A 17,190-nucleotide genomic window follows, 5' to 3' on the forward strand; every position below is an offset into this window, starting at 1 on the left:
CTACTGCCCGACAGTCGGGCCGCCCGCACCCTGATTGGGCAGGTCGGTGATGGGGATATTGGTGGCGGGCAGCGGCGACGGAGTGTTCGGCAACGGCGGAATCTCCGATGCCGGAATATCTTTCAGGAGGTTGACCGGCGGACCGTTTTCCCTGCTGCCGTAGCTGGTGCCGGGTTCGCGTGGGCCGAGCATCTGCGTGACGGTCACCGCGTGGTAGCCGTTGGCCGTCAGCACCGGTAAGAACTGCTCAACCAGATCGACTGTGCTCGAATAGGTGTCGTGGAAAAGCACCACCGATCCCGGCTTGATTTGTGACATCAGGATCGCCCGGGAGGCGTCGGTGTTCGAATCATTGGCCCAGTCGAACGGGATGACATCCCAGTTGATGTCGGCCAGGCCTTGCTTCTTGGCCTCGGCGAGCACCTGGTCGTTGATCAGGCCGCCGGCGGTGCGGAACAGCTTGGGACGCTGTCCGGTGGCCGCTTCGATGGCGTCGCTGGCCTTGCTCAGCTGACCCGCGATTGCCTCCGGTGGGACCGTCGTCATGTTGGGGTGTTCCCAGGTATGACTGCCGAGCTCCATCCCGGCGTCCACCACCCGCTTGGCGCCTGCCGGATCACGCTGAACCTTGTTGCCGATCTCGAAAAAGGTGGAGTGCGCGCCGTTGGCTCGCAGGATGGCCAGTAGCCGGTCGGTGAACGGGCTGGGGCCGTCGTCGAATGTCAGCGCAACACACTTCTCTCGCTGGCAGTCCACCGGCTCGGCGAAGGCGCGCTGCTTATCGGTGACGACGATCGCGGCCGCGATCAGACTTCCCACCGCGGCCGCGACCATCGTCCAACGAAAGACGTCACGCTTTGATAGCACGCTCAACAGCGTAACCGTCAGTTCATGAAGAGAGCCCGGGGCCGAACTCCTCCAGCATCTCGGTGACCAGCGCTGCGATGGGTGAGCGCTCGCTGCGCACCAGCGTGACGTGCGCGAACAGCGGATGCCCCTTGAGCTTCTCGATCACCGCGGCCACGCCGTCGTGACGACCGACACGCAGGTTGTCGCGCTGCGCCACATCGTGTGTCAGCACCACTCGTGAGCCGGTACCCAGTCGCGACAGCACCGTCAGGAGCACGTTGCGCTCCAGGGACTGCGCCTCGTCCACGATCACAAAGGAGTCGTGCAGGGACCGACCGCGAATGTGCGTCAGCGGGAGCACCTCGAGCATGCCCCGCGCGAGTACCTCTTCGATGACTGCGGGTGACGCCAGCCCTTCGAGAGTGTCGAAGACGGCCTGCGCCCACGGGCCCATCTTCTCGCTCTCACTGCCCGGCAGGTAGCCCAGTTCCTGGCCGCCCACGGCGTACAGCGGGCGGAACACCACTACCTTGCGGTGACTGCGCCGCTCCAGCACCGCTTCGAGTCCGGCGCACAGCGCCAGCGCCGACTTACCGGTACCGGCCTTGCCGCCGAGGGAGACGATGCCGACCGACTCGTCAAGCAAGATGTCCAGTGCCACACGCTGTTCCGCGGACCGGCCGCGCAATCCGAAGACCTCACGGTCACCGCGCACCAACTGCACCTGCTTGTCCGCGTTGACGCGGCCCAGAGCGCTCGAGGTTCCACCCAGGAGACGGATTCCGGTGTGGCACGGTAGATCTCGCGCCGACTCCAGATCGGCCTCACCGGACTCGAAGAGTGAGTCGATGACTTCGGCGGTGGTGTCCAGCTCGGCCATACCGGTCCAGCCCGAGTTCACCACGTCCTGCGCCCGGTACTCGTCCGCAGCCAATCCCACCGCGCCCGCCTTGACGCGCAATGGAATGTCCTTGCTCACCAACGTAACCAGCTTGCCCTCGGCGGCGAGGTTGAGCGCGCACGCCAAGATCCGGGAGTCGTTGGAGTCGGTGCGGAAGCCCACAGGCAGCACCGAGGGATCGGTGTGGTTCAACTCGACATGCAGCGAACCACCTTGTGTCCCAACAGGAATGGACTGATCCAGACGGCCGTACTCTAGCCGCAGATCATCGAGCATCCGCAACGCAGTGCGGGCGAACCAACCCAGCTCGTGATGGTGACGCTTGCCTTCCAGCTCGCTGATCACCACCAACGGGATCACTACCTCATGTTCGGCGAATCGGTTTGTGGCCCAAGGGTCGGACAACAACACCGAGGTGTCGAGCACATAGGTACGGATTGTCCCAGGGTTCATTGAAGCAGTCACCGAGCGCTCCTGACATCCGTGCGGCACCACACGCGATCTGTCGTGGACGCGGTCGGTACCGTGTGTGGACGCCTCATGAGACCGTCCACATCAGGACCGGGGCCGGTCCTGTCGCTCTCGCCACGATCAGTACCTCCCGGATAGCAAAGCATGTCGCTAGCCATCGCTTTTGACGCTACTCGCACCTACCCACAGATGCCGCGCACCGAATCAAGCGTGTTGACTAACACCGGGTTAACGCGCATTTCGCGCGAGTGTCGAGTTGTCACACGAGTACACAAGTGCCCCCACAAAGGGTGAAACTCGGCGAAGCTTTAGAGCCGCTCGGTGACGCCCCACTTGTCGGTGAGTTCGCGAACCACGGCCTGCACGGTGCCCTCGTCGATGATTCCGGCCTCGGCCACGGTGGCGATCTTGTCCTCGTAACCGTCGATATCAGCGCCGATGACCTGCAGCTCCGCGGCGCGGGCCTTGATGGCCGCGATGGTGTCCTCAGGGTGCAGACGCAGGCATTCGAGCACGATGTTGCTGAAGATCTGCTCGTGGCGGCGCTCGTCCTTCTCGATGTTGGCGAGCAGGCCCTTGAGTACGGAGTCGTCGGTCTGCGCGGCCAGGTTCTGGACGAACACCGCATGCATCTGCTCGAAGAACGCGTTGAACACCAGCGTCTCGATCTGGCTGTACGAGTCGGCCCGGTAGCCCTTCATGACATGCGCCAGCCGGGTGTCTTCGTCGGCATTGGGGTCGGCGTTGCGGGTCACCACGAGGAACTCGCGCAGCGCGATGGCATGCAGGTTCTCCTCGGCGGTCCAGCGCCCGATGAAGTCCGCCCACGGGATGATCTCCAGCGAGAAATGCTCGACCATCTCACGGTGGTAACCCGCCAGGTTGTCCTTGGTGATCAACAGAATCTGAATGGCGTCGACGACGGCCTTGGGCAGCTTGACGTCAGAGGGTTCCCAGTCGCGTCCACCCAGGAAGGCGAAGTTCTCGCCCTCGTCGTAGGGGACGTGCTCATGGGAGTACCAAAGCTCCGCGCTATCGCGGTGGCGATCGATGTTCTCGGCGACGACGTCCGTCAGCTCAAGAGTCAACGCATTGGGTACAGGTTTCTGTGCCATGCGGTAACAGTAACTCGGTGAGAGAAAAATGTGAAATCGCCGCGCCAACCCCCGCGAGCTGGCGTTTAGCCCTCAGAAATCGCCGAAAATCGTAGGGCTAAATGCTCGCTCGCGGGGTGACTTTGGACCCTAGAGAGTCAAACCCGGGTACAGCGGGTTCGCCGCCAGCAGCTCAGCCGAGGCGGCCTTGACCCGGTCCGCGACTCCGTCGGCAAGCGTGTACTTGGCCTTCGAGGTGCCGTCGGCCTCGGTGTTGGACAGCACGTCGACGACGAGCTCGGCCACCTTGTCGAACTCATCGGCGTTGAATCCGCGGCTGGTGAGTGCCGGGGTGCCGAACCGGATGCCGCTGGTGTACCAGGCGCCGTTGGGGTCGGCCGGGATGGCGTTGCGGTTGGTGACGACGCCCGCGTCCAGCAGCGCCGATTCGGCCTGTCGCCCGGTGAGCCCGAAGGACTGCACGTCCAGCAGCACCAAGTGGTTGTCGGTGCCGCCCGTGACCAGGCGTGCGCCGCGCTTGAGGAAACCCTCGGCGAGCGACTTGGCGTTATCGGCGACACGCTGCGCGTACGCCTGGAACGAGGGCTGGCGCGCCTCGGCCAGGGCGACGGCCTTGGCGGCCATCACGTGCGACAGCGGCCCGCCCAGCACCATCGGGCAGCCCTTGTCGACGGCATCGGAGTACTCGGCGGTGGCCAGCACCAGGCCGCCGCGCGGGCCGCGCAGCGACTTGTGGGTGGTGGTCGTGGTGATGTGGGCGTGCGGCACCGGGTCCTCGTCGCCGGTGAACACCTTTCCGGCCACCAGGCCGGCGAAGTGCGCCATGTCCACGAACAGGGTGGCGCCCACCTCGTCGGCGATCTCGCGCATCTTGGCGAAGTTCACCCGGCGCGGGTAGGCCGAGTAGCCACCCACCAACACCAGCGGCTTGAACTCGCGGGCCGCCGCGGCCAGCGCGTCGTAGTCCAGCAAGCCCGTCTCCGGGTCGGTTCCGTAGCTGCGCTGGTGGAACATCTTGCCCGAGATGTTCGGGCGGAAGCCGTGGGTCAGGTGACCGCCGGTGTCGAGCGACATACCCATGAGCCGTTGATTGCCGTACTGGTGGCGCAGCTCCTCCCAGTCGGTCTCGGACAGGTCGTTGACGTTGCGCACGCCCTTCTCCGCCAGCGCCGGCGCCTCCACCCGGGTAGCCAGGATTGCCCAGTAGGCAACGAGATTGGCATCGATACCCGAGTGCGGTTGCGCGTACGCGTACGGCGCCCCGAACAACTCGCGGGCGTGCTCGGCGGCCAACGACTCGACGGTGTCGATGTTCTGGCAACCGGCGTAGAAGCGGTGACCGATGGTGCCCTCGGCGTACTTGTCCGACAGCCAGGTGCCCATGGTGAGCAGCACGGCAGGCGAGGCGTAGTTCTCACTGGCGATCAGCTTGAGCGAATCGCGTTGGTCGGCAAGCTCTTTGCGGGTCGCGTCCGCGATGCGCGGCTCGATGGTCTCGATGACCTGCAGGGCCGACTGGTAGGCGGCACTGGCGGTCTCGGCATACTGCGCACCCTGCGCGATATCGCTGGAGGCTGAAGTCGTCATGACCATCAGCCTAGTCGGCGGCTACACCAGGGTGGACGCCACCAGGGGCTCATCGAGCAGCCTGCCGAAGCGGGTCGTCAGTGACTGCTCCGGCGGGCGACGGTCCAGCCATCCCTTCAACAATTGATAGCCCTCGACGTAGGTGGAGATGTACGCCCGCCACAGCGGCGAGGACAGGAATGTGAGCATGTGCCGGGCTCGCTCGTCGGGCACCAGCAGCCAGCGTTTGAGGAAGGCGATGACCTCCTCGGCATCGCGATGCTCGTCGTGAAGCATGAGCGCAGCGTCCTGTCTGACGTTGATCAGCCCGGCGCGTGCTCGCCCTACGGCCTGCGCCTGCTCGCCATCGAAGCGCAGCCCCAGGTCGGCGTAGATCTCTTGGGCCCACAGGCCCCAGTCCTCGCCGACGGCCGCGTAGAGCGCCAGGTCGGCGAGCCCCTCAGCCATCAGGCACTGCGGCGTGTTGACCAGGAATATCGTTTGCTCCGCTTGTTCTCCGATTCGCACCAGGCCGGCCTCCTTGCGGCAGTGCTCGGTGTGGTGTCCCGGGTAGGACTCGTGGGCGATCAGGGCGGGCACGTTGTTCAGGTACTGCTTGAGGTCGGAGTTGACGGCGACCGTCGAGCGATAGTTGCCCTCGTAGTAGTTGAAGCCCGACCACGGCTTGTCGCTGACAACCTCGTACGTGACCGTCTCGGTGTCCGGCAGCGGAAAGTCGGCACGCACCCGGTCGCGCAGCGCGCTGGAGAAGGCGTCCACACATTCCTGCAGCCGGTTCGGATCGATCTCCTGGAGCCGGTCGTAGGCGGTCTTGCGTTCCAGCAGCGAACCGCCTTCGGGCAGAACGGCTTCCAAAGCACGGTGCGCTTGGCGGTAATTTTCCTCATCCCCCTTGGCGATGCGCACGTCGAAGTAGTCATGCACCTCGTCGACAAATCCGATGTCTTCGCCGGCGAACTTGCGCCCGGCACAGGCCAGTGCCTTCAGGTGAGTGTCGATGAAGGCCTTGCGCGCCCCGTCGAGGTCGCTTGCCGCCAGCTCCGCCCGCAGCGCGCCGGCCTGGCGAGCGAGTTCGGCGGGGTTGGGGGTGGGCTCGTTCTCGACACGCTGCCGCAGCGCGGGATCACCGGTGAATGAGTCGACATATCCGCTTTCGATGCGGTCAAATCGCAGCCCGAGCAGCAGATATTCGGTGACGACACTGTTCTTCGACTCGCCGTTATCGCCCATGTCACACAACCCTAGTGCCGCGTTCACGAATGCTTCCTGCAAGACTTGCCTTCATGCCGCGGCTGAGCGAGCCGAGCCCCTACGTGGAGTTCGACCGGAAACAGTGGCGCGCGCTGCGCAAATCCACGCCGCTGGTTCTTACCGAAGAAGAGCTCATCGGCCTGCGTGGCCTGGGCGAGCAGATCGACCTGACCGAGGTCGCCGAGGTCTATCTGCCGCTGGCCCGTCTCATCCATCTCCAGGTGGCCGCCCGGCAGCGGCTGTTCGCCGCGACGGCGACGTTCCTGGGAGACCAGCACCCGGACCGTCTGGTTCCCTTTGTCATCGGGGTGGCGGGCAGCGTCGCCGTCGGCAAGTCGACGACAGCCCGTGTGCTGCAAGCGCTCTTGGCCCGGTGGGACCACCATCCCCGGGTGGACCTGGTGACCACAGACGGATTCCTCTACCCCAACGCCGAGCTCTCCCGGCGGAACATCATGCACCGCAAGGGTTTTCCTGAGAGCTACAACAGACGTGCGCTGCTACGGTTCGTCACCGAGGTCAAATCCGGTGCGCGGGAGGTCACCGCGCCGGTGTACTCGCACCTTCTCTACGACATCATCAAGAACGAGAAACACGTTGTAGAGCAACCCGATATCTTGATTCTCGAGGGTCTGAACGTGCTGCAGACCGGGCCCACGCTCATGGTCTCGGATCTGTTCGATTTCTCGATCTACGTGGATGCCCGCATCGAGGACATCGAACAGTGGTACATCTCCCGCTTCCTGGCGATGCGCTCCACCTCATTCGCGAATCCGTCCTCACACTTCCACCATTACGCCAAGCTGTCCGACAAGCAAGCAACCCTTGCCGCACAGGAGATTTGGCATTCGATCAACCTGCCCAACCTGCGGCAGAACATCCTGCCGACCCGGCCACGCGCAACGCTGGTGCTGCGCAAGGATGCCGATCACTCGATCAACCGACTGCGCCTGCGCAAGCTATAGGTCGCCTTGCGCCAAGTAGACCGAATGGTATATTCGGCACATGATCAACAACGTGGTTGAAACCTGGCACGGCATCATTTCCGGCGCCAACCCGGAAGCGCTCAACGACCTGCTGGCCGAGGATGCGACCTTCTACTCTCCCGTGGTGTTCACCCCACAGCAGGGCAAGCAGATCACCGCCATGTACTTGCTGGCAGCCTTCGCCACGCTTGCCGGACCCGATAACAACTTCCACTACACCAAGGAAGTCCTGGACGGGAACACCGCGGTACTCGAGTTCGAGGCGACCGTGGACGGCAAGTACATCAACGGAGTCGACATCATCACCTGCGACGATGCCGGAAAGATCGTGGAGTTCAAGGTCATGGTCCGTCCGCTGCAGGCCATCAATCTGCTACACGAGAAGATGCGCGCCGCGTTAGCCCAAGCGCAAGGCTGATTTCACCCCACAGCTCACGACCAACCAGTAGGTTGACCGCCATGGACTATGACTACGACGTAGTCGTCATCGGGTCCGGTTTCGGTGGGAGCGTTGCGGCCCTCCGCCTCACCGAAAAGGGCTACCGAGTCGGCATACTTGATATGGGAAAACGCTGGAAACGCGAGGATTTTCCCCCGAACAACTGGCACGTTCGCAAGGCGATGTGGGCACCCGCGCTCGGGTGCTTCGGACCGCAGCGACTTACCGTGTTGGGCAAGACCTTCATTGCCAGCGCGGTGGGCGTGGGCGGTGGATCGCTGATCTACGGCAACACCCTGTATGAGCCGCTGGAGCAGTTCTACACCGACAAACAATGGGCCCACATCACCGACTGGAAGTCCGAACTGGCGCCCTATTACGACCAGGCCAGCCGGATGCTCGGAGTCGCGCAGACTCCGCACACCACCCCACCCGATGAGGTGCTACTCGCTGTCGCCAAGGACCTGGGCGTCGAGGACACCTACCACCCCACCAATGTCGGCGTCTTCTTCGGCGATGAGCCGGGCAAGACCGTGCCGGATCCGTTCTTCGGCGGCGCCGGCCCCGAACGCTCCGGCTGCATCGGCTGTGCTGCCTGTATGACCGGCTGCAAGCACAACGCCAAGAACACCACCGAGACCAACTACCTGTACCTCGCGGAACACGCTGGCGCAGAAATACATCCGCTGACCGAGGTGCTCGACGTGCGGCCCCTTCAGGATCGTGAGGGCTATGCGGTCAGCACCAAACAAACCGGGCGGCTGGTACGCAAGAAGAAGCGCACGTTCACCGCACAGCATGTGGTGTTCTCGGCGGCATCGCTGGGAACACAGCGGCTGCTGCACAAATTCAAGGATTCCGGGTCGCTGCCCAACCTGTCGGATCGCCTGGGCGAACAGACACGCACCAACTCCGAATCCGTGCCCATCGTCTATTCCCCCACCCGCGACGACTTCTCGCAAGGCGTCGCCATTACCTCGTCGATCCACCCTGAACCCAACACCCATGTCGAGGTGGTCCGATATGGGGAAGGCTCGACCTTCCTGAGCATGTTGGGCACCAACATGGTTGACGGCGGCCCGTGGCGTTTCGCGCGCACCTGGCTGGCCAACGTGCGGCACCCTGCCATGGTGTTCCGATCGATGTTCCCCTACCGCGCCGCGCAGCACTCCATCATCGTGCTGGTGATGCAGTCGTTGGACAACTCGCTGACCACTTATCTCAAGCGCGGGCTGTTCGGCAAGAAGATGACCACCAAACAGGGCTCGGGAGAACCGAACCCGGATTGGATCCCGGTCGCGCACGACGTCGCACGGCGGATGGCCGAGAAGGTCGACGGGTACGCGGGCAGCACCCACCTGGATTCGATGAACATCCCGCTGACGGCCCATTTCATCGGCGGCTGCCCCATCGGCGATTCTCCCGAGACCGGCGTGATCGATCCGTACCAACGGGTCTACGGATATCCCGGGCTGTATGTCTCCGATGGTTCGGCGATCTCGGCCAACCTGGGGGTGAATCCGTCATTCACCATTACCGCCCAGGCCGAACGCGCAATGGCGTTCTGGCCCAACAAGGGTGAGCTCGATCCACGGCCGGCGCTGGGCTCGCCCTACAAGCGCGTCTTCCCGGTGCAGCCCAACCGTCCGACGGTTCCGGAGTCCGCACCCGGCGCGCTGCGCTTGCCGCTGACGCCGGTCTAGACATGAAGGTGCCGGGCCACCATGAGAGATGGCCCGGCACCGGCTCACCGCGGAATCGGGTGAGCATGTGGGCGGCTACGCGGAGCGCAGACGCCGAAGTCCCATGAATTGGATGTCCGCCATGACGGCGGTGTAGATGCCGAATACGATGCACAGCGTCACGCCGGCAGTGGTCAGCGGCACCCATTTCATGACGCCCGCCGCCACATAGATCGCGGTGGCTACCAGATTGCCCACGATGTAGACGATGCCGATCGCGGGCAGCTTCGAACTGTCGGCCCGGCTCAACACGAAAGCCAGCACGCCATATCCAATGAGCGCGGCGGCATGCACGATCTGAAATCCGAGCGATGGGCCGAGCGGCTCGACGAGCCACTTTGCCGCGATCAACAGTACGACGGCAACCGTCCCGGTGGCTACGCCGTCCACGCCGATACCGAACCGCAGCAGTGAGTCGGGCCGGGCAAATCGTGTACGCAGTACCGAGGCGTTGTCTGAAGCTATGGACATGGGGACTCCTTGGGAAGGTTCCGTCTGGAAGTTCGGGACACTCTGAACGCTCCCTACGTTGCCGCCGATGTACTGCCATCTCGACATTCGGCACTGCCAATTTCTGCCAATTGCCCGCGTAGTGTGCCATCATCAAAGGATGGCAACAGCGGATGTCATCTCTATTGCGCCCGGCGCACAGCTGGGGCGTCATTCATTGTTATGGCGCTGGGCCGGCGATATGCGGATCGCCCTCACCGGCGGTACCGCCGGGCTCCTGCAAACGATGGATCCGGCCATCGGCTACGCACTGATCGAGCACTCAAACTTCTTCGCCGACCCCGTCGACAGAGTGTTCCGATCGTTGCCCCCAATCCTCGGCACCGTCTATGACGAGCCCGCCGCCGGTACCGGGGTGAAGGTGCGTGATTTTCACCGCGACATCAAGGGAATCCAGCCCGACGGCGTGCGGTATCACGCGCTGAACCCGACGACCTTCTGGTGGGCCCACGCGACGTTCCAGGTGATGGTCGAGCAGACCATAGACAGATACTCCCGCTACCGACTCTCCGATGCCGAACGCGAGCAGCTCTACCAGGAGGGCGTCGAATGGTATCGCCGCTATGCGATGAGCGAGCAGCCGCTGCCGCCGAATAGGGCCGCGTTCCAACAGGAGTGGGACCGCTACTGCGATGAGGTGCTCACCCCGAATCCCGCCGCCGACTACCTGATGAAGGTCATCGAGGGGCGTGCCGTTCCCGATATGAGCAAGTCGCCCTATCTACCCGTGGCCTCGTACTTGAAGCCCGCCGCCAAACTCGCGTTGCCCACCACCCCGATGCGGATGGCGTTGGCGCCTCCGCTACGGCTCACCATCTACGGCGGCCTGCCACCCCAGGTACGCAAGCGTTTTGGGATCCGGTGGAATCTGGCGGACGAGACGGCCTACCGGGCGTTGTTGCGCGCCGTGCCGCTGGTGTGGCCCTTCATCCCGACGTCGTGGCGATGGCATCCGGGCAGCCATGCCGGATGGCGGCGAGAGCGGGGCCGGCTACCGCGCAACTGGTGACGAGCCGTTGGTGCGAACACCATTGGGCACCGGGACGCTCTGTGCGCGCAGGTCCGCGGCGATGAGCTTGGCCGCGGCGTTCTGCCAGTTGTGCAGAGAACGCTGCGGCACCTCGGTGACCAGCCACTGCCACGCTTGACGCGACACCGGGTCCAGTCCCGCGGCCGTCGCGCCTTGCGCATACGCCCGCACACCCATGACGTACGGGAAGTACAGGGCGTTGTAATAGCGCCACTGATCGGTGGTGCCGAAGTCCCCGTCGTCCCGGGGTTTGAGCCGCGAGATGGATTCGGCGAGCACCGCCCTGAGCTCATTGGCGCGTTCGACGGGCTGCGCCGAGGCGCCGCGACCGGTAAGCCGTTCGTCGATGACCGGCAGCGCGGCCAGCGGGCTGGCAACGAGTTTGGCGAGGTCGCCGTAATGGCTGAGGGCACGCCGAGTGAGCCGAGTAAAGCTGTCGTCATCGATTCCCGCAATAGGCGATGCCGATTTGAGCGGCAACGCGGCCTCGGTATTGCGCAGCTCGGAGCGTTCCTGGCGCAGCTGCGGAGACCGCGAGAACGCCAGGCGGTCAAGGAAGTCGGCGAACGGGCCCGATTGCACCTGGATGCAGACCGCCAAACCGACGCTGGTGAACAACAGCACCACCAACGCGACAGACTGGCCGACGACGGCGATGCCGATCATGGCCTGAGCACCGAACAATGCCCCCACAAGAATCGAGGCGACAAAGGAGCGCAGCATGTCGCCGCGCAATGCCTGGCCCTCGTCGAAGGCGTCCCAGAGTGCTACGCCCAATCCGAGGAGCACCAGGTCGAAGCCGGTTGAAGCCAATGCCAGCCAGCTGGGCACGATACCGAGCGGGATGATCAGCTGGGCATCGCCGAGAGTGAAGAACATGGTGGCGACGAGAACGACACCACGTGCCGAGCCGGGTATCGAGGCGCGCCGGCGGAACAACAGGACGGCGGCACCGATGGCAGCGGTCCCATTGGCACAGAACATGATCCAATGCCCGAGCCGCGCGGGGCCCGCGATGGTGCCCGCCAATGACGCGCCCACCAGCAGGACCACCGCCAGGACGACACCGGGCACGGCCATAGCCGCGCGATCACGCCACCGATCACCGCTATTGGTGAGTTCGAGCAGCACCAACAGCCAGGCCACGCTCGGGACGATCGCGGTGAATACCTCAATGCGGCCCAGAAGTTCGGCATCGGAACCGGGCGTGACACGGATAGCGTCGAGCGCGACAACGAGGGAATAGCCGATCAGTCCGATGGCCGCCAGGACCAGAACGGGCTTGCGGGGGTTGCGCGCGAGCAGATACAGACCCAGCCACCAGCTGAGCCCGAAAACCAGTGCCGACATCGCCACCATTACTCATAGTGTGACAGGTGCCAAGTCGGCGTGTCACCCCTGGCTATCGAGCTCGACACGGGGCGATCTACGCGACAACCCGGCCCCTGCACGAAGCCATCCCCAGCCAGGTATGCGGATTGCGATCCCAGCACCAGCCGAGCTTGGGCCGCCCATCCGATATCCAGATCGCGGGGACACGCGTCAACGCGTCAATCCCCCCTTCGAGTTCCCGCCCGAGATGAGCGGAGATCGCCTCAGACCACGGTCAGCGGTAGCGACTTACGTGGCTCGAAGACGAACCGCGATCCCCCACTGACATTGGCGATCATCACCTCGGGCAGCAGCGTGTCTTCGCCCTCATGCTCGAGGAACGAGGCCACCCAATCCGCTGCATGTCCCGCCACCTGCACACCGATATGCGGATCGACCGCCGTCGCAATGGCCTGCAGTGGTCGCGTTTCCGCGGGCCCACACAGCGAGATCCAGGCGTGGTCCTGGTGTGCGGGCGACTCCCACACATGGAGCTGACCACCGGATATTTCAGCGTTCACATATCCGACGGGACTCAACAGCGGATGCAATTCCAGCACCCGCAGCACCCCCTCGACACCCCCCGGCATCTGCAGCGCGTGCTTGATCCGCGCCGCTGCGACACCGGCGAGTCCGATGAGCTGCTGGGTGCACACGGTGCGGGCCAGTTCCGCATCGGACGCCCTCTTATGCACGGCGATCGAGAACCCGAGAAACAGCAGATGCATCTGCAGACAAATCTCGTCCGCGATCCGCACCAGCGCGGAATGCGAGAAGGAGCCGAAGTTCAGATCCGATAGCAGCGGCCCGGAGTAGTCCGAGGCACCCACCTCAGACGTGTCGATACCGTCCAATTCCCAACCGGCGGCGACAGATCTGCCGACGACATCCAATGCGGGGATGCCCGATACGGCCGGATACGACTCGTCGATGGTCACCGTCCACGCACAGTGCGGGTGCCGATCGGCCGAGGCACGCGGGGGCCGATGAATCGGCCGTACCTGAGCGCGTGGGTTGGTGGCGAACGCCGTCGCATCGAAGGTCGGGTCCTCGATGTCGTGGCACATCCCCGTCACATAGTCGGGCCCGAGTGGTTCCACATCGAGCAGCGCGCCACAGTGGTCGAGATGAAACTCCCCGTGCCACTTGTCATGCACGGTATAGCGGAAGTCCATGAACTGCGGCGGCGCCCCGATATCGAGCTGCATGCCCTTGAAGATGGTGATCACATCATCGCCCTCGAACCGCAGCGCCCTCTGCATGCGCCGGGTGTAGATCGGGCTGGAGGACGCCCACTCCTCGATGGCAACCTGCAACATCTCTTCACGGCCGAAATGCTGTATGCAGTATGCCATTCCGGAGCGGTCGATCAGCTGACCGATCAGCAGTAGCTCCGGAACCAGAGTCGCCAACTGGTCCCGCGACAGCCCGGAAAATCGGCTAGTCACCCGAGGATTCCTTCGTGCGCTCAGCTTTATTCTGTTGTGCCACGGCCATCTCGACATGCTTGTTAACCCGCTGCCCCAGCGGCCAGCCGACATAGTGCGTGATGAAGATGGCGACCTCACGCAGCTCTGCCTCGGTGAGCTCACCGTTCCTCAGCGCCGCGCCCGTCTGGATCTCCAGGATCTCGTCGAGCCCCAGAGCACTCACCGCACCGAGAAGCAACAGTCGGCGATCCCGCATCGACAACTCGGGGCGTGTCCAGATGGTGCCGAAGAGATGCTCGATCGTGTATTTGAAGTAGTCGCCCGGGATATCGGGCATATCCCAGCCGTAGACCTCTTTCATCTTGTCCAGGCCCTGGCGGCGCACGTCATCCATTGCTTGCTCCTTCACTGTGTGGCACACCAAGACTTGCCGCCAACCGTTCTCGCGCCAGCGCCGCCAGCGGCAGTTCCACCGATTTCTCCTCGCCCAGCGCCAACGCCAGGCTGAGATCCTTCTCACCGAGGCCCCGCACATGGGTGAAAATTGGCAACCAGAAGCTTTCGGATGTCACCGGTTCGGTGGTGTCCCGCAGCATGATGGCGCCCGGCCCGCCGGTGATGGCATCCGTGTGACGTACCACCTTGCCCAGGTCGGTGATGTCCAACCCGCAGCTTTCGGCCAAGCGCTGCGCCTCGCCCGCCGCGGTGAACGCCACAAAATGCAACAGGTTGCGCGCCAGCTTCATTCGGGTGCCCGCGCCCGGGGCTCCGGCGTGGATCACCAACGATGCCCACGCGGAGAAGGGCTCCTTGATCCGCGCGAAGGTCTGCTCATCGGCGCCCACCATGGTGGCGAGCTCGCCCTTGTGCGCGCCGGGCGCGCCACCGCTCACCGGCGCATCGATAACGTGAATCTGCTGGGAGGCCAGCTCATGCGCAAGCTGGACCGCGGTCGAATCGCTGATCGTGGAGTGGATCGCGATGATGGTTCCGGGCTTGACCTTCGGCGCGAGCTCGTCTACCACTTCACGCACCTGCGCATCATCGAGCACCGTCACGCTGATGAGGTCTGCGTCCGCGACATCGGCGAGGCTATCCGCCGCCCGGGCGCCCGCCTCGACAAGTGGCGACATGGCCTCGGCCCGCAGGTCGAAGACCGTGAGACCGTCGGGCCAGTCCACAAGCCGCTGGGCCATGGGCGCACCCATGTTTCCCAGACCGACAAATCCCAGTTTCATGACCGGATGATCTGTCCGCCGTCGACGTTGAACACCTGGCCGGTGATCCACGATGCCTTGTCAGACAGCAGGAATAGGCACATGCCCACCATGTCGTCGACGGTGCCCATGCGGCTGAGCGGGATGTTCTTGACCAGCTCACTGCGGAACTGCTCCGGCACGGTGCCGCGGGTGGCCTCGGTATCTGTGGGTCCCGGCGCGATGGCGTTGATGCGGATCTTCTGACCACCCAACTCCCGTGACAGCTGCTGCGTCAGACCGTTGATGCCGACCTTGGCCAACCCGTAGAAACCCGAGTACAGCCACGCGGCCGTCGACGACTGGTTGACGATGGCGCCGCCGCCGCGTTTGGCGATGTGCTTGTAGACCGCCCGCGTGCACACCAGAGCCCCGTCCTGGTTCACGCTCATGAACTTCTTGTAGTAATCCCAGGGCACCGAGAGCAGCAGGTCCAGCTTCATACCGCCATAGATCGCGGCGTTGTTCACCAAGTAATCGATGCCGCCGAACTCGGCGACCGCCTTATCTGCCATGGCAATTGCCGAATCAGGATCGGAGACATCCACACCGGCGAAAATGGCCTTGCCTCCATCGGCGACTATCTGTTTGGCTACGCCCTCACCCAATTCGACGTTGATATCGGCGACCACCACCGCAGCACCCTCGCGGGCCAGCGCATGGGCGTATGCCTCACCGATACCCTGTGCTGCGCCGGTGACAATGGCGACCTTGCCCTCAAACTGCCCAGTCGAACTCACGTTACGATCCTTCCTATTTCACTGCCGTCGCAATGACTTTGGTCTCCAGGTATTCCTCGAAACCGGCCACACCCATTTCCCTGCCGTTGCCCGATTGCTTGTAGCCTCCGAATGGCACATCAGCCGAATACCACACGCCACCATTGACATTCACGGTTCCGACCCGCAGACGGGACGCGACCCGGGCGGCGCGCTCGTCATCCCCGCTGAATACCGTCCCGGACAGTCCGTACGGCGAATCGTTGGCGATCCGCACCGCGTCGTTGTCGCCGTCGTGGGCGATCACCACAAGCACGGGACCGAAGATCTCCTCACGTGCCACCCGCGCCTCGTTGGTAAGACCCGCCACCACGGTGGGCTCGATGAAAAACCCGCGATCCCTGCCTTCGGGCCGACCACCACCACAGGCGAACGAACCACCCTCGGCGACAGCCAAATCCAGATAGGACTGCACCCGGTCACGCTGGCGCGCCGAGATGACGGGCCCACAGATTGTTCCCGGTTTGGTGGGGTCCCCTGGCCTCAGCGAGCCCATCGTGGCAGCGGCTGCCTGCACCGCGTCGTCGTATCGTGCGCGCGGCACCACCAGCCGGGTGGTGATGGCGCACCCTTGCCCGGCGTGCATTGCTGCCGTGAAGGCGGCGACGGAACAGGCCGCACCCAAGTCTGCGTCGTCGAGCACGATGAACGCCGACTTCCCGCCGAGCTCAAGGAAGACCTTTTTGACGGTGGCGGCGGCATCGGTCATCACCGCGCGTCCGGTGGCGGTGGAGCCGGTGAATGACACCATGTCCACCCGGGGATCCGTCGACAGCTGTGCACCGATCCGATGGTCGCCGGAGGTGACGATGTTGACGACGCCCGGCGGAAAGTCCGTGTGCTCGGCGATGATTCGCCCCAGTACCGCCGCGCACCACGGAGTGTCCGGTGCGGGCTTGAGTATGAGGGTGTTGCCTGCGGCGAGTGCCGGGCCCACCTTGGCGAGGTTGATCTGATGCGGAAAGTTCCACGGCGTCACCGCGCCCACCACGCCCACCGCTTCGCGCGCGACAGTGCGCCGAGTCTGGATACCCATGGGTGAGGCAACGCCGAGATCAGCGTTCCAATCGAAGGTTTCGGCGGTATCGGCGGCGAACCGCAGATCGTCTACCGGCCCCTCCAGCTGCGCGCCGGCGGTCAGCATCCGCGGTGCACCCACCTCGGCGATGGTCAGCTCTCGCAATTCCTCGATGTGCGCCTTCATCCCCTCGCGGAGCTGACGAAGGCATTGCACGCGCAGCCCCACATCCCGCGACCAGTCGGTGTCGTCGAATGCGCGGCGCGCCGCCTCGATGGCATTGCCCATGTCGTCAGCGTCGGCATCGGCAGCGGTTCCGAGCACCTCCTCGGTGGCCGGGTTCACCGTGGGGAACCGCCCCGCGCCTCCGGGGACCAGCTTTCCGTCGATGAACAGTTCACTGTCACCATCGGCCAGAAGCGTCATCTCACCTTGTCTCCAATTCTGGACACTTG

The 17,190-nt window shown here is 64.1% G+C and carries 17 protein-coding genes; 4 read left to right on the forward strand and 13 right to left on the reverse strand.

The window, feature by feature from the left end; genetic code table 11:
- From BKG76_RS03975 to BKG76_RS03995, 5 genes are all read right to left on the reverse strand, one after another.
- A complete protein-coding gene (locus tag BKG76_RS03975; protein WP_109420555.1) occupies positions 1 to 867 on the reverse strand; it encodes a polysaccharide deacetylase family protein in 867 nt (288 codons plus the stop codon).
- A 22-nt stretch (positions 868 to 889) separates the two neighbouring features.
- Positions 890 to 2,203: a PhoH family protein gene (locus tag BKG76_RS03980; RefSeq protein ID WP_070936155.1), complete on the reverse strand. Its 1,314-nt coding sequence runs from the start codon at positions 2,201 to 2,203 to the stop codon at positions 890 to 892.
- A gap of 326 nt (positions 2,204 to 2,529) precedes the next feature.
- Positions 2,530 to 3,336: an acyl-ACP desaturase gene (locus BKG76_RS03985; protein ID WP_070936157.1), complete on the reverse strand. Its 807-nt coding sequence runs from the start codon at positions 3,334 to 3,336 to the stop codon at positions 2,530 to 2,532.
- A 129-nt stretch (positions 3,337 to 3,465) separates the two neighbouring features.
- Positions 3,466 to 4,923 carry a glycine hydroxymethyltransferase gene (locus tag BKG76_RS03990; RefSeq protein ID WP_109420617.1) on the reverse strand — a complete coding sequence of 486 codons (1,458 nt, stop codon included), beginning with the start codon at positions 4,921 to 4,923 and terminating at the stop codon, positions 3,466 to 3,468.
- A gap of 21 nt (positions 4,924 to 4,944) precedes the next feature.
- Positions 4,945 to 6,153 carry a DUF885 domain-containing protein gene (locus BKG76_RS03995; protein ID WP_070936161.1) on the reverse strand — a complete coding sequence of 403 codons (1,209 nt, stop codon included), beginning with the start codon at positions 6,151 to 6,153 and terminating at the stop codon, positions 4,945 to 4,947.
- A gap of 53 nt (positions 6,154 to 6,206) precedes the next feature.
- Here BKG76_RS03995 and coaA point away from each other — a divergent pair, with 53 nt between their 5' ends.
- The 3 genes from coaA to BKG76_RS04010 are packed head-to-tail and all read left to right on the forward strand — an operon-like array spanning position 6,207 to position 9,302.
- Positions 6,207 to 7,139, forward strand: coding sequence for a type I pantothenate kinase (coaA, locus tag BKG76_RS04000; RefSeq protein WP_070936163.1), 933 nt, complete (start codon positions 6,207 to 6,209; stop codon positions 7,137 to 7,139).
- A 40-nt stretch (positions 7,140 to 7,179) separates the two neighbouring features.
- A complete protein-coding gene (locus BKG76_RS04005; protein ID WP_070936165.1) occupies positions 7,180 to 7,578 on the forward strand; it encodes a nuclear transport factor 2 family protein in 399 nt (132 codons plus the stop codon).
- A gap of 41 nt (positions 7,579 to 7,619) precedes the next feature.
- Positions 7,620 to 9,302: a GMC oxidoreductase gene (locus tag BKG76_RS04010; protein ID WP_070936167.1), complete on the forward strand. Its 1,683-nt coding sequence runs from the start codon at positions 7,620 to 7,622 to the stop codon at positions 9,300 to 9,302.
- 75 nt (positions 9,303 to 9,377) lie between these two features.
- Here the strand turns inward: BKG76_RS04010 and BKG76_RS04015 are convergent, their stop codons facing one another.
- Positions 9,378 to 9,812 (reverse strand): hypothetical protein, encoded by a 435-nt coding sequence (locus tag BKG76_RS04015; protein WP_070936169.1) that lies wholly within the window; start codon positions 9,810 to 9,812, stop codon positions 9,378 to 9,380.
- Positions 9,813 to 9,951: 139 nt separating this feature from the next.
- Between BKG76_RS04015 and BKG76_RS04020 the strand changes: the two genes are divergently transcribed.
- On the forward strand, positions 9,952 to 10,860 hold the full coding sequence (locus BKG76_RS04020) for an oxygenase MpaB family protein (RefSeq protein ID WP_070936170.1): 909 nt from the start codon (positions 9,952 to 9,954) through the stop codon (positions 10,858 to 10,860).
- On the opposite strand, the gene BKG76_RS04025 is transcribed toward BKG76_RS04020, so the two are convergent.
- The 7 genes from BKG76_RS04025 to BKG76_RS04050 form a co-directional block, all read right to left on the reverse strand.
- Positions 10,843 to 12,240 carry a hypothetical protein gene (locus BKG76_RS04025; RefSeq protein WP_070936172.1) on the reverse strand — a complete coding sequence of 466 codons (1,398 nt, stop codon included), beginning with the start codon at positions 12,238 to 12,240 and terminating at the stop codon, positions 10,843 to 10,845. The two genes, BKG76_RS04020 and BKG76_RS04025, sit on opposite strands and share 18 nt — an antisense overlap.
- Positions 12,241 to 12,307: 67 nt before the next feature.
- A complete protein-coding gene (locus BKG76_RS25265; protein ID WP_407937642.1) occupies positions 12,308 to 12,472 on the reverse strand; it encodes a DUF5701 family protein in 165 nt (54 codons plus the stop codon).
- A 4-nt stretch (positions 12,473 to 12,476) separates the two neighbouring features.
- Positions 12,477 to 13,700, reverse strand: a complete 1,224-nt coding sequence (locus BKG76_RS04030; protein WP_070936174.1) for a hypothetical protein — start codon at positions 13,698 to 13,700, stop codon at positions 12,477 to 12,479.
- The gene (locus BKG76_RS04035; protein WP_070936176.1) at positions 13,693 to 14,076 is read right to left on the reverse strand and encodes a carboxymuconolactone decarboxylase family protein; all 384 of its coding nucleotides are present in this window, start codon (positions 14,074 to 14,076) and stop codon (positions 13,693 to 13,695) included. Before BKG76_RS04035 ends, BKG76_RS04030 begins: the two co-directional genes overlap by 8 nt.
- Positions 14,069 to 14,920, reverse strand: a complete 852-nt coding sequence (locus BKG76_RS04040; protein WP_070936178.1) for an NAD(P)-dependent oxidoreductase — start codon at positions 14,918 to 14,920, stop codon at positions 14,069 to 14,071. The genes BKG76_RS04035 and BKG76_RS04040 overlap by 8 nt, the downstream gene beginning before the upstream one ends.
- A complete protein-coding gene (locus BKG76_RS04045; RefSeq protein ID WP_070936180.1) occupies positions 14,917 to 15,678 on the reverse strand; it encodes an SDR family oxidoreductase in 762 nt (253 codons plus the stop codon). Before BKG76_RS04045 ends, BKG76_RS04040 begins: the two co-directional genes overlap by 4 nt.
- 13 nt (positions 15,679 to 15,691) lie before the next feature.
- Complete coding sequence (locus BKG76_RS04050; protein WP_070936181.1) at positions 15,692 to 17,161, reverse strand: aldehyde dehydrogenase; 1,470 nt, start codon at positions 17,159 to 17,161, stop codon at positions 15,692 to 15,694.
- Positions 17,162 to 17,190: the final 29 nt, after the last annotated feature.

This window comes from Mycobacteroides franklinii (genome assembly GCF_001853795.1).
Taxonomy (GTDB): Bacteria; Actinomycetota; Actinomycetes; order Mycobacteriales; family Mycobacteriaceae; genus Mycobacterium; species Mycobacterium franklinii.

Excerpts from the sequence above, each read along its gene's own strand:
- BKG76_RS03980 (WP_070936155.1), bottom strand. The coding sequence starts at position 2,203 with ATGAACCCTGGGACAATCCGTACCTATGTGCTCGACACCTCGGTGTTG.
- BKG76_RS03985 (WP_070936157.1), bottom strand. The coding sequence starts at position 3,336 with ATGGCACAGAAACCTGTACCCAATGCGTTGACTCTTGAGCTGACGGAC.
- BKG76_RS03990 (WP_109420617.1), bottom strand. The coding sequence starts at position 4,923 with ATGACGACTTCAGCCTCCAGCGATATCGCGCAGGGTGCGCAGTATGCC.
- BKG76_RS03995 (WP_070936161.1), bottom strand. The coding sequence starts at position 6,153 with ATGGGCGATAACGGCGAGTCGAAGAACAGTGTCGTCACCGAATATCTG.
- coaA (WP_070936163.1), top strand. The coding sequence starts at position 6,207 with ATGCCGCGGCTGAGCGAGCCGAGCCCCTACGTGGAGTTCGACCGGAAA.
- BKG76_RS04005 (WP_070936165.1), top strand. The coding sequence starts at position 7,180 with ATGATCAACAACGTGGTTGAAACCTGGCACGGCATCATTTCCGGCGCC.
- BKG76_RS04010 (WP_070936167.1), top strand. The coding sequence starts at position 7,620 with ATGGACTATGACTACGACGTAGTCGTCATCGGGTCCGGTTTCGGTGGG.
- BKG76_RS04015 (WP_070936169.1), bottom strand. The coding sequence starts at position 9,812 with ATGTCCATAGCTTCAGACAACGCCTCGGTACTGCGTACACGATTTGCC.
- BKG76_RS04020 (WP_070936170.1), top strand. The coding sequence starts at position 9,952 with ATGGCAACAGCGGATGTCATCTCTATTGCGCCCGGCGCACAGCTGGGG.
- BKG76_RS04025 (WP_070936172.1), bottom strand. The coding sequence starts at position 12,240 with ATGGTGGCGATGTCGGCACTGGTTTTCGGGCTCAGCTGGTGGCTGGGT.
- BKG76_RS04035 (WP_070936176.1), bottom strand. The coding sequence starts at position 14,076 with ATGGATGACGTGCGCCGCCAGGGCCTGGACAAGATGAAAGAGGTCTAC.
- BKG76_RS04040 (WP_070936178.1), bottom strand. The coding sequence starts at position 14,920 with ATGAAACTGGGATTTGTCGGTCTGGGAAACATGGGTGCGCCCATGGCC.
- BKG76_RS04050 (WP_070936181.1), bottom strand. The coding sequence starts at position 17,161 with ATGACGCTTCTGGCCGATGGTGACAGTGAACTGTTCATCGACGGAAAG.